The organism is Rhabdobacter roseus, assembly GCF_014202275.1.
Lineage (GTDB): Bacteria > Bacteroidota > Bacteroidia > Cytophagales > Spirosomataceae > Rhabdobacter > Rhabdobacter roseus.
This window is the reverse complement of the sequence record NZ_JACHGF010000003.1, coordinates 848,176-863,075: the sequence shown is the minus strand read 5'-3', so window position 1 is coordinate 863,075 and position 14,900 is coordinate 848,176. Positions and strand designations below refer to the sequence as shown.

General features: G+C 57.8%; 8 protein-coding genes. 2 read left to right on the top strand and 6 right to left on the bottom strand.

Annotated elements, in window-relative coordinates:
- Positions 1–69: 69 nt before the first annotated feature.
- The 5 genes from HNQ92_RS13425 to HNQ92_RS13405 all read right to left on the bottom strand — a co-directional run bounded on the left by HNQ92_RS13425 (position 70) and on the right by HNQ92_RS13405 (position 9,125).
- Entirely contained in the window at positions 70–3,483 is a 3,414-nt protein-coding gene (locus HNQ92_RS13425; RefSeq protein WP_184174523.1) for a DUF7133 domain-containing protein, read from the bottom strand.
- Positions 3,484–3,667: 184 nt separating this feature from the next.
- Positions 3,668–4,348, bottom strand: coding sequence for a zeta toxin family protein (locus HNQ92_RS13420; RefSeq protein WP_184174522.1), 681 nt, complete (start codon positions 4,346–4,348; stop codon positions 3,668–3,670).
- Positions 4,335–4,670: a hypothetical protein gene (locus HNQ92_RS13415; RefSeq protein WP_221307441.1), complete on the bottom strand. Its 336-nt coding sequence runs from the start codon at positions 4,668–4,670 to the stop codon at positions 4,335–4,337. The genes HNQ92_RS13420 and HNQ92_RS13415 overlap by 14 nt, the downstream gene beginning before the upstream one ends.
- 11 nt (positions 4,671–4,681) lie before the next feature.
- Entirely contained in the window at positions 4,682–7,315 is a 2,634-nt protein-coding gene (mutS, locus tag HNQ92_RS13410; protein ID WP_184174520.1) for a DNA mismatch repair protein MutS, read from the bottom strand.
- A gap of 109 nt (positions 7,316–7,424) precedes the next feature.
- Positions 7,425–9,125 carry a T9SS type A sorting domain-containing protein gene (locus tag HNQ92_RS13405; protein ID WP_184174519.1) on the bottom strand — a complete coding sequence of 567 codons (1,701 nt, stop codon included), beginning with the start codon at positions 9,123–9,125 and terminating at the stop codon, positions 7,425–7,427.
- 232 nt (positions 9,126–9,357) lie between these two features.
- Here HNQ92_RS13405 and mnmH point away from each other — a divergent pair, with 232 nt between their 5' ends.
- Both mnmH and selD read left to right on the top strand, forming a co-directional pair.
- Positions 9,358–10,401 carry a tRNA 2-selenouridine(34) synthase MnmH gene (mnmH, locus tag HNQ92_RS13400; protein WP_184174518.1) on the top strand — a complete coding sequence of 348 codons (1,044 nt, stop codon included), beginning with the start codon at positions 9,358–9,360 and terminating at the stop codon, positions 10,399–10,401.
- A gap of 9 nt (positions 10,402–10,410) precedes the next feature.
- Positions 10,411–11,454: a selenide, water dikinase SelD gene (gene selD, locus HNQ92_RS13395; RefSeq protein WP_184174517.1), complete on the top strand. Its 1,044-nt coding sequence runs from the start codon at positions 10,411–10,413 to the stop codon at positions 11,452–11,454.
- Between the two features lie 114 nt (positions 11,455–11,568).
- Here selD and HNQ92_RS13390 read toward each other — a convergent pair whose 3' ends face one another.
- Positions 11,569–14,727 (bottom strand): PVC-type heme-binding CxxCH protein, encoded by a 3,159-nt coding sequence (locus tag HNQ92_RS13390; protein WP_246440080.1) that lies wholly within the window; start codon positions 14,725–14,727, stop codon positions 11,569–11,571.
- Between the last annotated feature and the right edge of the window lie 173 nt (positions 14,728–14,900).

Below are 14,900 nucleotides of genomic sequence, written 5' to 3'. Positions count from 1 at the left end.
TACCTACAAAAAAACCGTCCGGAAGTTACCTTCCGGACGGGCTGTTAAAGAATTGATACGAAAAGTACCCTACTTTTTTAGATTAGCCAAAAACTCTACCATGTCGCGGATCTCGCGTTTGGACATGATGTAGCCCATCGGTGGCATGCTCGAAGGCATGTTTTCGCGCTTGGCAATGCGAGCCTGCGGAATCTTCAGCGGCTCGGCCTCGGAGGTTTTCAGGATGAGTTCCTGCTCGGTTTCTTCGGCCAGGATGCCGTTGACGACCTGCCCGTCTTTGAGCGTGAGCGTTACCATGCCAAAGCCCGGTGCCAGCCGCGCGCTGGGCTCGATGAGCGCTTCCAGGAGTTTCTCGCGGCTCAGCACGTCGCCAATGTGGGTCAGCGACGGACCTACCTCGCCGCCCCGGCCACCAATGGCGTGGCAGCGCACGCACTGGCCGGTGGAGTTGGTATAAAAGTACCGGCTACCTATCTGACGGTTACCGCCAAAAAGTGCATCCTGAAACTCGGCCACACCCGAACCGCTGGGCTTCAGGGCCGAAAGCTTGGCTTTGAGCGCTTCGGAATGGGTAGAATCTACGGCCTCAGCCAGCTCCAGGTTCAGGCTGGGGGAGAGTTCTTTCTTGCCCATCCGGGCAATGAGCCCGTCCAGAATGCGCTCGGTTTTGGCGGCGGGCATGGTGCTAAGTACCCGTAGCATTTGTTGCTGTTCTTTCTCGGTACCTTTATCAAAAATGGTACTTACTACCTCCGACAGCGTTTGCTGCGACATGTTCAGCTCGCTCATCAGGCCCAGGGCTACCGTCCGTACATCCTCATTTTTGTCGTTCATGCCTTTCTTGATCACGGCGTCCATGTCGTTGTACTTGAGCTTGTGCAAAGCCGTAAGCATGGCGGACCGTACTTCCGGAGCCCAGTGCTCGTTCATGATTTTGAGCAGCGCCGGATTGTTGTTGGACATGCCGAGTTCTCCGAGCATTTGGGCCGTGGCAATCAGTACGTCCGACTGCGAATCCTGTAGCAAATCGTTCACGTGCGGTTGAATCTTCATGCGGGCCGAAGCCGGATTCCGCTCAATGACACCCCGGTAGCGGCCATCGACGCGGTCGAGTACCGACGGGTTGGCCCAGGTACCTAATGTAGCCAGCGCTTCGGACCGGATGGTTTTATCCACGTCCTGGCGCTTGGCGAAGGCAATCAGTATATCGAGTTGCTCAGGGTTGCCCACGCGCAGGCAGGCGTTGATGCCACGGCGCAGCAGCGGCTCGGACGTAAAGCGCTTTTCCTTGAGTACCGCAGCCAGGTCGGGCAGGGCGGCGGGAATGGACTCGTCGTCGTTGATGGCCCGGGCGGCTTCGGTTACGATGTACTCGTCCTGATCCTGCAAAAACAGGCGAATGTTTTCGTTACGCCACTGCCGCATCACTAGTACGCCCGCAATCCGGAGCGACCGGCTGGAGCTTTTGGCCAGCGCGGCGATGGGCTCCACCTGCTTGAGGCGGGTCAGGGCCATGACGCCCGCGTGGCGCAGGTACACGTCCTGGTCGCGGTTGGCCTCGATCATTTTCAGCAAAGGCGCTACGGCTTCTTTGTATCCCACGCGCCCCAGGGCCTGGGCCGCAAAGAACTGTACGCGCGGCTGCGCGCTGGTGAGCAAAGGGACCAGCTGCGGACCGGCCTCAGCCATGGCAGCGTCACCCAGTACCTTGGCGGTTTGGGCCACGATCTCCGCGTCGGCGTCTTTCAGCAGCGACAACAGCGTGCTTCCGTACGACTTATCCTGGCGCGCCAGTTGGCCCAGCCCCCAGATGCCGTGAATCCGCGCCAGCTGGTGGGTGGTTTGGTTGGTCGCCTGGGTCAGGACGGGAGCTCCCTTCGCGCCGCGGGCTACCAACTCAAACTGCGCCTTCTGCCGGATGCGCATGTCAGGGTTGGACAGTAGCGCCAGGAGTTGATCTTCCTTCTGAGCGGCGTAGTCGAGCTGCATGAGGCGCTTGGTTTCGGCGCGCAGGTCTTTGAAATCATTTTTCTCTTCGGTGACGTCCAGCTTCCACACGCGGCCGTAGTTTTTGGTACCCCAGCCGTTGATCCAGTCGGCTACGTAAAGCGCGCCGTCCGGACCGAACCGAATCCCCGTGGGTAGAATGCCGCTCACGACGTCGATTTCGCTGTCGAACTCAAAGGACGCACCCTTGGGCTTGAGGCCAAACGACCAGATGTGCGAGCGCGACGGATTTCCGACAAACTCGACGAGGAAGAACTTGTTTTTCCAGGCCGAGCCCAGCGCCGTACCGGGGTTGAACACCATACCCGTGGGGCCGTTGTGGAAGTTGCGGAGGGGCGGAATGATGTAGGCCGCCTGGCCTTCCCAACGGGGCGTGTAGAGCTTTTCGTCCATCCATACTTTGTAGCCGTTGTTGCGCGGGTCGGTGTACTTGCCGTACTGCCAGTTGGAGCGCCAGCCCGCGTCGGAGCCGTCCACAACGTGCACCAGCCGCTCGCTTTCGCCGGGGTGGTCGCCGTCGTTGTCGGAGCTGATGAGGTTCCCGTACTCGTCAAACACAAACTCGTGCGTGTTGCGCACGCCGTGTGCAAATACCTCAAAATCGCTACCGTCGGGATTGGAGCGGACAATCACACCCTCGTTGGGGTACTTGTGCTGTACGCCCTCGGCGGTGGTGATGTTGGCACCAATGTCGCCGATGCCCCAGTAGATCCGGCCGTCGGGCCCTTCCACGGCACCAGACATGCCGTGGCCGCTAAAGCCAATGTGGATGCCGTAGCCGTGGCTAATAGACGTTTTTTGGTCAAGTACCCCGTCGCCGTTGGTATCGCGCAGCCGCCACATGTCGGGGGCAATGCCCACAAACACATCCTTGGCGCGCACGAGCAGCGCCCCGGCTACGTCGGTCACTTCTTCGAAGAAATCGCTCAGGATGCGCATGGAGACGTCGGCCAGGCCGTCACCGTTGGTATCTTCCAGGCGCCACACTTCGTCCTTCTCCACGGCCAGGTCGCGCCAGTCGTGCACGCCGTCGCCGTTGAGGTCTTTGAGCCAGGTATTTTCGGCGCTCTTTTCCGGCGCAAAGGTACTTCGCAGGAAAGCCCGCCGGTCCTCCACGGTTTGAAGCGCAATGGAGGGCGTCATCCAGTTGCGGTGGCCGCGGATGTCAAACTCCGAGTTTTTCTGCCGGTTGGTACGGGTGAGGTACACCCGGCCCTGATCGTCGATGGACATCGCGATGGGGTCGGGGGCCAGGGAGTCAGAAGCCCACAGGTCCATTTTGAGGCCGTCGGCCAGTTTGGCGGCGGTATTTTCACGAATCTCTTTGGCGCGGGCCTGGGCCTGACTCGGATCTTCCCGCACCACCAGCGCGCCGCCCGACGAGCCCGTGGGGGCCATTTTCATACAGGATACAACAACCACCGCCATAAAAGCCATGAGCAGCAGGGGTGTTCGGTAAAAAGGTTTCGACATCATTTGATTGATTAGGATTGGGCTAAATTGAGTAGGTTGGCAGGGAAGGTGTCAAAAAGACACCGGGTCTATAGTAAATAGAGCACTAATTGTCTTTTTTATACTAAAAGAAAGAGAAATTCTTTGAGTGCCTAATTGGGTTTCAAAGCTTTTGCAGGAAACAAAGGATATGAAAGCAATTAGGAGGCTACTTAAACACATTGTGTTTTCCTGATTTTTTCGGATCATCAAAAAAGGCACGAAGTTTTTTGGCGACGGAGGGCAAGCCATCTTTGATCCACCTCTTTTTCAAAGCTAACTTATCAGCCATAACTACCTCATTATTTTCTAGTACTGCCAGCCGTGTAGGGATTTTCATACCATCATAAAGCACTAGGTATTTGAACATAGGGTGGTACGTATTAATATGCTCTAGGTTTTTTTGGTAAACGCCTTTGATCGTATTAGGAGCTACATAATGGCCACCTTCCAATACGCGTTGCCCGACTCTTGCTACGCAATCACTAATTTTATCCAGACATAGGTAGTTCAACTGAATTTGATAACCATTTTCTTCAAATAAATCCAGATAGTTCCAATAGTCAGGATGTGATAGGGGTGTTTCTAGTACAAAATGATTTTTTTGTTGAATCGCTATTTTCATTTGCTTAACCAATTCCTGTTCCATAAGCTGGGTTGCCTTTTGGTAAATCAGGTCGATGCGTACTCCCTGGCCTGCAAGCAGCACCTCGAACTCAGATCGCGTGAGATCTCTATCAAATGAAAGGATGCCTTCAAAATTCTCTGGAAGCATGGCCTGGATATGAGTGGATTTGCCAGCTCCGTTCGGGCCCGAGATTACCAGCAGCGTAGGGTTAGAATAATTCATGTTCTTTTCTGACACGCTCAGCATCAGAGGGTACTAATACCTGAATGAGTTTTGATTCGAATTTTGAGCCACTAACAAAAACGTGTTGAAGCTCGATGCGTCCATCCGGAAATTCACGATAAACCTGCCCTTCAGGAAGTTTATCGGAGAGAATTAAAAAGGGGAGATTCCTTTTAAAATTTCGGGCGCGCAATTCTTTAAGCGTTAATAAATACCGCTCTTTTTGTCCTTCTCCGTCGAAAACAACCTCTCTCATCACTTCCTGTTTTACTGCATTGCCAATTGGATAATCTAGTGTAAAAATACAACCTATTAAGGCCAAAACCAAAGTACCTACGTCACCAGCTTCTTGAGTTCGTTCAGCTTGAGCAGAGCCTCAATGGGGGAAAGCGTGTTGACATCCACCAGCGAAAGCTTCTCTTTCAGCTCTTCCAGGCGTGGGTCGGCGGGCTCGAAAATACTGAGCTGGAAGTTGTTCTTGGGCATCTCACGTACTTTTTTGGCCTGGCTTTCGGGTACATGGTCTTTCTCCAGGTGCTGCATGATTTCGCTGGCCCGCAGCACGATGGGCTGCGGCATACCGGCGATCTGGGCCACGTGAATCCCGAAGCTGTGCTCGCTGCCGCCGGGCTTGAGTTTCCGCAGGAAGATCACCTTGTTATCGACCTCCCGGACGGCCACGTTGAAATTCTTGATGCGCGGAAAATCCTCGGCCAGTTGGTTGAGCTCGTGGTAGTGCGTGGCGAAGAGCGTCTTGGCCCGCGACTGCGGGTGGTTGTGCAGGTACTCGGCAATGGCCCAGGCAATGGACACGCCGTCGTAGGTACTTGTGCCGCGCCCGATCTCATCCATCAGTACCAGGCTGCGGTCGCTGAGGTTGTTGAGGATGCTCGAGGTTTCGGTCATTTCCACCATGAAGGTACTTTCGCCCCGGCTGAGGTTGTCGCTGGCGCCCACGCGCGTGAAGATCTTGTCCACCAGCCCGATGGTGGCCTGCCGGGCGGGAATGTAGCAGCCCATTTGGGCCATGAGTACGATGAGCGCCGTTTGGCGGAGCAGGGCCGATTTCCCGGCCATGTTGGGCCCGGTGATGATGATGATCTGCTGCGTTTCGTCGTCCAGGTACAGGTCGTTGGGTACGTAGCTTTCGCCCAGGGGTAGTTGCTGCTCAATGACGGCGTGGCGGCCTTCCTTAATATCCAGCTCCTTGCCTTCGCTGATGGTGGGCTTCACGTAGTTATTTTTTCGGGCAATGGTCGCAAACGACGCCAGAACGTCCAGCACCGACACCACGCGGGCGTTTTGCTGGATGGCCCCCACGTACTCGGCGGCGGCCAGGATGAGGTCGTTGAAGATACGCTGCTCGATGGCGAAAATCTTATCCTCCGCGTTCAGGATTTTCTCCTCGTATTCTTTGAGCTCCGGCGTGATGTACCGCTCGGCGTTCACCAGGGTTTGCTTCCGGATCCAGTCCACGGGTACCTTGTTTTTGTGCGCGTTCGTCACTTCCAGGTAGTACCCAAATACTTTATTATAAGCAATCTTGAGCGAAGGAATGCCCGTTTGGGCCATTTCGCGGTTCTGGAGCTTCAGGAGGTAGTCTTTGCCTTCGTAAGCAATGCCGTGCAGCTCGTCGAGCTCGGGGTCCACGCCGCTTTTGATCATGTTACCCTGGTTGGTCACAATGGGCGCGTCGTCGCGGAGTTCGGCTTCGATTTTATCCAGCAGGTAGGCGCAGGTATTGAGCTGGTCGGCGTACTTCCGAAGTACCCCCAAGGTACCTGTAGGTACTTCGCTCGTTTCGCCAAGCTGAGCCGAAAGAAGCTCTTTGATGGGCGCGATCTGCCGGAGCGATTTTTTGAGCTGCCCCATTTCGCGCGGACTGATCCGCCGCACGGCTACCTTAGAAATGAGGCGCTCGAGGTCGCCGATCTGTTTGAGGTGCTGCGTAAGTACCTCGTGCAGTTCGTCGTGTTGCAGCAGCAGCTCCACCGTGTTGAGGCGCTCTTCGATGGGCTTTTTTTCTTTGAGGGGCAGCACCACCCACTTGCGCAGCAGGCGCGCACCCATGGGCGTGACGGTCTGGTCCAGGATCTGGATCAAAGGTACCCCGCCTTCCTGCTGCGGGTACACCAGCTCCAGGTTGCGCACCGTGAAGCGGTCGAGCCAAACGTACCGCTCCTCTTCCAGCCGCGTGATGCGGCTGATGTGGCCAATTTGCTTGTGTTCGGTTTCTTGCAAATAGTGCAAAATCACGCCCGCCGCGCAGATGCCCAGTGGCAGAATGTCGATGCCGAAGCCTTTGAGCGTAGCCGTACGGAAGTGCGTGGTGAGCTGCTCGTAGCCGAAGTCGTAGCCGAAGCACCAGTCTTCCAGCTGAAACGTATGGAATTTATCGCCGAAGAGCTGCGCAAACTCGGCTTTGTTTTTCTTGCAAAAAAGTACCTCCGAGGGCACAAAGCCCTGGAGCATTTTATCCACGTAGGCCGCGCTGCCCTGCGCCGCCAGGAATTCACCCGTCGAAATATCCAGAAACGCCAGCCCCAGCTGGTCGTCTTTGCCAAAATGTACCGCCGCCAGGTAGTTGTTGCGGCGCACGTCCAGCACGTTGTCGTTGAGCGACACGCCCGGCGTCACGAGCTCCGTCACGCCGCGCTTCACGATGCCTTTGGCCTGGGCGGGGTCTTCCAGCTGGTCACAAATGGCCACGCGCTCGCCCGCCCGCACGAGCTTGGGCAGGTAGGTATCCAGCGAGTGGTGCGGAAAACCCGCCAGCTCTTCCTGCGCCCCGCCGTTGTTGCGGCGCGTAAGTACGATGCCCAGAATGCGCGACGCCCGGATGGCGTCTTCGCCGAAGGTTTCGTAAAAATCACCCACCCGGAAGAGCAGGAGCGCGCCGGGGTACTTGGTTTTAATCTGGTTATACTGACGATTAAGGGGAGTTTCTTTCTGCGCTGCCTTTGCCAAAGAGGTACTTGATTTAGGAGGTATAAAAAAATGAGCTACCCGTTTTTTCAAAAATCAGGTAGCTACAAAATTAACCCTTCTTGTTGGTTTGGCAAGGTACCTTTTCAAATCATTGGATCACAAACCGAACGGTCCGGTGCGTACCGCCCGCCCGCAGCAGCAGCAGGTAGGTACCCGGCGCGCGCGGCAGCTGGACCAGGTAGCCCGAAGTACCCCCGGGCGGTTGGCTCTGGTAGATGGTCTGCCCGCGTAGGTCGGTTATGGTGATGGTGGCGTCGAGGCTCTCAAAGGGGTACTTGAGCCAGAAAGTACCCGCGTTGGGATTGGGATAAAGCAGCAGAAGTACCTCCTCCGGGAGCAAATCCGTGGCCGTGATCACGAACGGCTCGGACGCGCGCGCACCACAGGTACCTTGGGTGGTGGCTACGGTGTAAGTACCCGCCCCGGCGGGCCGGAGGCGCGGGCCCGTTTCGCCAGGAAGTACCTGTCCGTCGAGGTACCACTGGTTATTCGTAGCAGTGCTCGACTCCAGTACGTAGCCGGTGGTACCTTCCGGCACCAGCGCAATGGTGGGCCGCCCCGCCACCGCAACCGCCAGCGCGTTGCTGCTGGCCGCCGGACTGGCTGCACTCACGGTGAGCGTATAAGTGCCCCCTACAAGGTCCGCCGGTACCTGGAAGCGGAGCTGATGGCCTTCCTGCCAGGTACCGGCCAAGCGGTGCGCCGCCCCGCCCGCCGCGGGGCTCAAAAGTACCTCGTAGGTACTTGCGGGCGTAAAATCGCCGTAGGTCCAGAGCGCCAGCGTGGTGGTTTCTCCGGCGCAGAGGGTACTTTGCGTAGGCTGCGCCAGCAGCCGCGACTGGCCGTCGAGGAAGTACCTTTCGGCGGGGTCGGGGTGGGAGCGGAGGCGGAGTGAGTACCCCCACTGCATTCGTTCTGCCTGCTGCGGGGTGAAGCCCGTGCGGCAGCCCTGGTAGTACGACATCAGGTTGGTGACGTCGGGGCGGTACAGCTCGCGGAGCGGGTCCAGCACCGAAAAAAACGCCGACGAGCAGAGCTCCCTCGCCAGCAGCAAGTCCGACGGGAAAAGCAGCGAATGCGGGTCGGCGGGGGTATCGCAGAGCTGGTCGCCGGCGTAGGTGCAGTTGGCGGTGGGGCCGCGCGTCACGTACTCGCGCGTTTGCGGGTCCAGGTTGCCGGGCAGGCCGTGCTCGTGGGTATGCAACAGTCCGAAGTAGTGCCCCAACTCGTGCGGGATCACCTCCTGGATAATCTGGGCCACCGGATTGCCCCGCGCCACGGCCACAAAGACGCTGTTCCAGTGGCGGGTACTTTGGGTGGAGTCCAGGCTGGGCGGGTAGGCGTAGCCGTTGGCGTTGTCGGCGTTGCCCACCAGGTACAGGTTCAGGGCGTGGTGCACGTTGTGGGCGGCGGTTAGCGCCGCGTCGTCGCTCATGCGGAGGTTGAAGTACCGATCGCTCCGGATGTAGTTGACGTCTCCCAGCTGAAAAAACGACAGGCCCGTGGCCGCAAACTTTTCATTAAGTACCCTAAGTACCTCCGGGAGGTAGGTGGCGGCGCTGCCCTGGCCGTCGGCGGTCAGTACGTTGTGGATCTTGATGGCGACGCGGGTAGCGTGCGGCCGGGCGTTGGCGGGGGTACTTTGGCGGTAGTGTTGAAAGAGCTCCTGCGCCACCCGCCGCTGCGGCCCGGTAAGCGCCGGGCTGTGACACTCATCCGGTGGAAGTACCTGCCCCGCCAGGTACCCCGTGCTTGTGATTAGAATGCCCATCAGGAAAAGTACCCTCATCGTGCCTTATGGTGGTTGGTTCAAACCCCATATACGGATAAAGTACGGCTTGCGATGGAAAGGTACCTGAGAATACGGCCCAGCAGAGGGCGGGACAGCTAAGGCCGGTGGGGACACCGGCCAGGGTACCTTAGTCATAAAGCCGAAGCGGCGGGGCTTTGCTATTTTTTTTGCCCGCTTTTTACTACTTTCAGCCCCTTGCCGTTAAAGTACCTTCCCGACCAGCCTGCGCATGATCCAATCGCTATCCATAGATGCCTTTTTCCGGTTAGGTACCCGCGTTCCGCTGGCGGATGTCCGGACACCGGCGGAATTTGAGCAGGGCCACGTACCCGGCGCTTTTAACCTACCCTTGTTTAGCAACGACGAACGAGTACAGGTTGGAACTACCTACAAGCAAGTAGGGCGCGAGGAGGCTATCCTGCTGGGGTTTGACCTGACGGGCCCGAAGTGGTCGGGTTTTATCAAGCAGGCCTTGGCCCAGGTACCTGACAAAAAACTGGGCGTACACTGCTGGCGCGGCGGAATGCGGAGCGGGGCCATGGCCTGGGCGCTCGACCTGTACGGATTTGAGGTGTACCTCATCGAGGGCGGCTACAAAGAGTACCGGCGCTGGGTGCGCCAGCAACTGGCCGAAGCCTACCCGCTGTGGCTCCTGGGTGGCATGACCGGCTCGGGAAAAACCAAGCTCTTGCATGAGCTCAGGACCTTGGGCGAGCAGGTGATCGACCTGGAAGACCTCGCCCAGCACCAGGGCTCCTCCTACGGCTCCATGAACCGCCTGGTGCAGCCCAGCCAGGAGCAATTTGAGAACAACCTGGCCGAGCAGCTCGTGCGGCTGGACCGGCAGCGGCGAGTATGGGTGGAGGATGAAAGCCTGAGCATTGGAAGACTTTCCATTCCGCCCGCTTTCTGGGACCAAATGAAAAAAGCGACGCTGATCGAATTAAAGAGGGATGAGGCGCAACGCGTGCGTACGCTGGTTGAGGAGTACGGGGAGCTGGATAAAGATTTTTTGGTAGCCTGTACCGAGCGCATCCATAAACGGCTGGGGCCGCTACAAACCAAGCAGGCCCTGGCGGCTATTCGCGAAAACCGCATGGCTGATTTTATCCGGCTGGTGCTGGTCTATTACGACAAAACCTACCGCAATGGTCTCACCCGGCGCAAGGCCGATCAGGTACTTTCTCTGGAAATAAACAGCACGGATTGGGCGAGCAACGCCCACCAAATTTTAACTTTTGCCAATACCATTCCCATTATTGAACAACCTTAATCCTCAGCCATGGACACTACCATCCCGATTCAGCTCACCCACTACTCGCACGGCGCGGGCTGCGGGTGCAAGATCAGCCCCGCTATTTTGGATAAAATATTGCATAGCCCGTTGGCGATAACGACCGATCCGCGCCTGCTGGTAGGAAACGACAAGCGGGACGACGCGGCCGTGTTGGACCTGGGCAATGGCAGCGCGCTGATCTCGACCACCGATTTTTTTATGCCCATTGTGGATGATCCCTACGACTTTGGGCGCATCGCTTCGGCCAACGCCATTAGCGATGTGTACGCCATGGGCGGCAAACCCGTACTAGCCATCGCCATCCTGGGCTGGCCCATCGACAAACTACCCCCCGAAGTGGCTCAGAAGGTACTGGAAGGGGCGCGGGCGGTTTGCGCCGAGGCGGGCATCACCCTGGCCGGTGGCCACAGCATCGACTGCCCCGAGCCGGTTTTTGGCCTGGCGGTAAACGGCCTGGTGTCCATTCCGAACCTGAAACAAAACTCAACGGCTACGGCTGGTTGCCGGTTGTACCTGACCAAAGCCCTGGGCGTGGGGATTCTATCCACGGCTCAGAAAAAAGGAATATTACGGCCCGAGGACGCTGCCGTGGCTTTGAAGAGCATGGTTACGTTAAACAAACTGGGGGAGGTCTTTGGGGCCATGGAGGGCGTGAAGGCGATGACGGATGTGACGGGTTTTGGCCTGCTGGGCCACCTGGGCGAGATGTGCGAGGGCAGTGGCCTGGCGGCGGTGCTCGAATGGGAGAAAGTACCCGTCATGGCTTCGTTGCCCTACTACCTTGAGCAGCAGTGTTTTCCCGGCGGTACCAAGCGCAACCTCCACAGCTACGGCCATAAGGTAGGTGCCCTGACGGAGCAGCAGCGGTACATCCTCGCCGACCCCCAAACGAGCGGAGGTTTGCTGGTGGCGGTTTCGGAAGAAAGTACCCAGGATTTTGAAACCCAGCTTCGCGATCAGGGCTATTCGTTCCAGTCGTTTGGCGGGTTAAAAGTACCCGACGACGGGCCTTTGATCACCATGGCCTAAAGCCAGGAAACGGCGTTTGAAAAAAGCCAGAGGTAGTTTTATGATGACCAAAAAAGAACCGCTTCGCGGGCCCAGGCTCACGAAGCGGTTCTTTTTTGGTAGCAAGCCCGTACTTTACTTCTCCATCGGGTGCTCCCGGAGCAGCTGGTCGGGCGAATAAAAGTCCTTTTTGCTTTCGGTCGCGATCCGTACCTTTTTCACTTGCTCGGGCATGATGGCGGGTGCCTTGTTGCCGAAGGAATTCCGGACGTAGGTCAGTACGGCGGCTATTTCCTGGTCGTTGAGCAGGCCACCGAACGGCGTCATGGGTACTTGTCCGGCGTACTTGGTGCCGTTTACTTCCAGCGGTCCGAGCAGCCCTTTGAGAGCAACTTTGATCAGACGTTCCTCGTTGCCCGACACCCATTTGGTATTGGCAAGCGGCGGAAAGCCCGAAGCCGATAGCCCGGTGCCGTCGGCCTGGTGGCAGGTGGCACAGAAGCCTTCTTTGTTGTAAAGCGTTTTACCCAGCGTGAAGAGTTCCAGCTCTTTGCCCTTCAGGGTAGAAGTTACGGCGGCCTCTTTTTTCTTGCGCACGGGCTCGCCGTTGAGGTGCGCCACGGCGGTTTCGTGGGCATAAATCATCCATTCGTCCAGCGGTTTTTTGGCGGCTTCGGCCAAGATGGGCAGCCCTTTTTCCTTCCCGATCCAGGAGGCCGCCACGATGGCCGCCAGCCGTACCCGGCCGTGGTCGTCGCGGGCGGCCTGCATGAGCAGGTCGGCCTGGTCAGGTACCTGGTGGCCGGTGTAGCGCACTACCATCACGGCCGCCGCCCGGGCGCGGTAGTCCTGAGCCTTGAGGAGTTGGCGCAGGAGTTTTTGATCTACCTTGTTCAGGCCCCAGCTCACCCACAGGGCCTCCAGCAGGTGGTGCTCGTAGTTAGGATTTTTTTTGTCCAGCTTGGCTACCCAGGTGTTTAGCTTGGAAAGTACCTGGCTGACGTTGCGGCCCCGGAGCTCGCGGCGGGTGCGGTAACGAGTGCGGTACTCGGGTAGTTTGAGATTTTCCAAAAGTACCTCGATGCTGGCGCCGTCGATCTTGGCGGGCGTCACCAGCGGGCGCGCGGGGTAGGTGATGCGGTACACGCGGCCGTGCACGTGGTCGCGGAGGGGGTCGCGGGCGTTGTGCTGCATGTGCCCGATCAGGATGTTGTGCCAGTCGATGAAGTAGAGCGAGCCGTCGGGTGCAAACTCCATGTCGACGGGGCGGAAGTTCCGATCGTCACCCACGACGAGGTCCATCCGGTGCTTGCTCACGTAGCCGGTGCCGTCGTCCTTGAGGGTATGCTGCTTCATGCCCAGAAAGCCAATGGTGTTGTTGATGAGGAAGTCGCCCTGGAGTTCGTCGGGAAAATGCCGACTGGACACAAACTCCAGGCCGGAGGTAGGCCGCACCCGGTGGGCTTCTTCAATGAGCTGCGCCGACTTGTGCGTAGCCTCGCCGTAGCGGGGAAGTACCGTGCCGGGCATCATCCAGCGTACGTCGGGGCTGGAGGTTTCGGCAAAGAAAGGCTGGCCCCAGTCGTCGAAGGCGATGCCCCAGGGATTGGGGATGGAAAGCTGGGCCGTGCGCTCAAGTTTATGGAGCTGCGGGGCGTAGCGGTAAAAGCCGCCGTTGGTAGCGCGCACGGGCCCGTAGGCCGTCTCGACGTTGGTATGTAAAAAGACTCCCTCGCCCGAGTAGATCGCCCCGGAGGGATCTACCGTGAAGGCGCTGCTGTTGTGGTGGGTGTCGTGATCGTCGAAGCCACTCAGCAGGATTTCGCTCTTGTCGGCGTGGTCGTCGCCGTTGGTGTCCGTATAAAGCTTCAGGTTGGTACCCTGCGAGATATAAACACCTTCGGGCGCAATCTCAAAACCCAGCGGCAGGTGCAGGCCGTCCACAAAAACGGTTTGCTTGTCGGCTTTGCCGTCGCCGTTGGTATCTTCCAGAATAATGAGTTTATCGTTGGGCTTGGCATCGCCGGGGCGGTAGTGCGGGTAGCTCGGCATGGTAGCTACCCAGAGGCGCCCTTTGTTATCAAAGGACATCTGCACGGGATTGGCCAGATCCGGAAAATCTTCTTCCGAAGCAAACAGCTCGATCTTATAGCCGGGGGGGGCTTTCAGCTTGGCGAGCGCCGCCTGTCCGTAGAGGTACTCCGTGCTCCCGTTTTTTTCGGGATTGTAATTGGTCTTCACCGGCGGAAGCTGGGGGGTATTTTCGTCGGCGGAAGCCAGGTCCATTTTCTTGCCCTGCGAGGCGGCCAGCCAAATCGCGTTGTCGCGGATGGCGGTCAGCTCCCGGATTTTGTCTATTTCGGCGGGGTAGTTGTCGGGCCCGAAGGGGTTGTAGCGGCGGCCGTAGGCGTGGACGCCGTTCGGGATTTTGAAGTCGTTGTGCCACATCCAGTTTTTCTCCATGACCGCCTCCCGGATCAGTTTGCGTTTGGCCTCGGCTTTGGGCGCGGCCTTGCCAAAAATCTGGTCGGCTAGCAAAGTACCTAGCTTCTGGTAGCCCTCGTCGTTGAGCTGGAAGCCGTCGATGGTCAGCGGCTCCTTGCTGGCCGCGTACCACTTTTGAGAAGGCGCAAAGGCATCCACAAAAAGTACCTGATTTTGCTCGGCTACCTCCTTCATGGCTTTGGTGTACATCGCCAGGTTTTCGTTTTCCTTCTTCCCGTTGGGCAGGTCGTACTTGCCGGACAAATCCTGAAAGGCAATGGGCGACACCAGCGCCAGCTGCGGGGGGGTAGTTCCGTTGTAGGTTTGGCTCAGCGTGTATTTGACAAAAGCGTCGAGCTCGGCTTTGTAGTTTTCCAGGCCTGCCTGGCCCTGAAATGATTCGTTGTAGCCAAAGAAAGCAATGATGATGTCGGTCTGGAGGCGGGTGAGCCACTGGTCGGGGTTTTCGAAGTGCCCCTCGCTGCCCGAGGGCGTGGCGTACTCGGTCTGGAATTTTTCGGCTCCCGGAAAAGCCCAGGGCGAGTTGCGGCTGGCGTGGGGCCGGAAACCGGGCGTATCGCCGCCGTCGCACATGTTGCGGATGAACAGCAGGCTGTCGGGGTACCTTACCTGCATTTCGGTTTCAAAGTGGCCGTAGTTCATCATGCGCGAACCCAGGTTATTGCCAATCAGCGCGATACGAGCACCTTTTTTCAGTTTCAGGGTTTCGGATTGGCTAAACTGGAAAGCCGTGAACGCAACGATTGCCACACAAGCCACGATGAGCAATCCATGGATACTTTTTTTCATAGGGTTTAGTTTCATTATTTGGAGGGTCGAAATATACAAGGGTACCTGCACCCAACCATCCGGCTCTGTCGGGGCCTGGCGGCGGGGTACTTTTTAGGCTACATCATTCACTTTTTACTTTCGCAACTCATGTGAAAAAGAAGTACAACGGCCATCTGGTCAGTCCGAGTAAA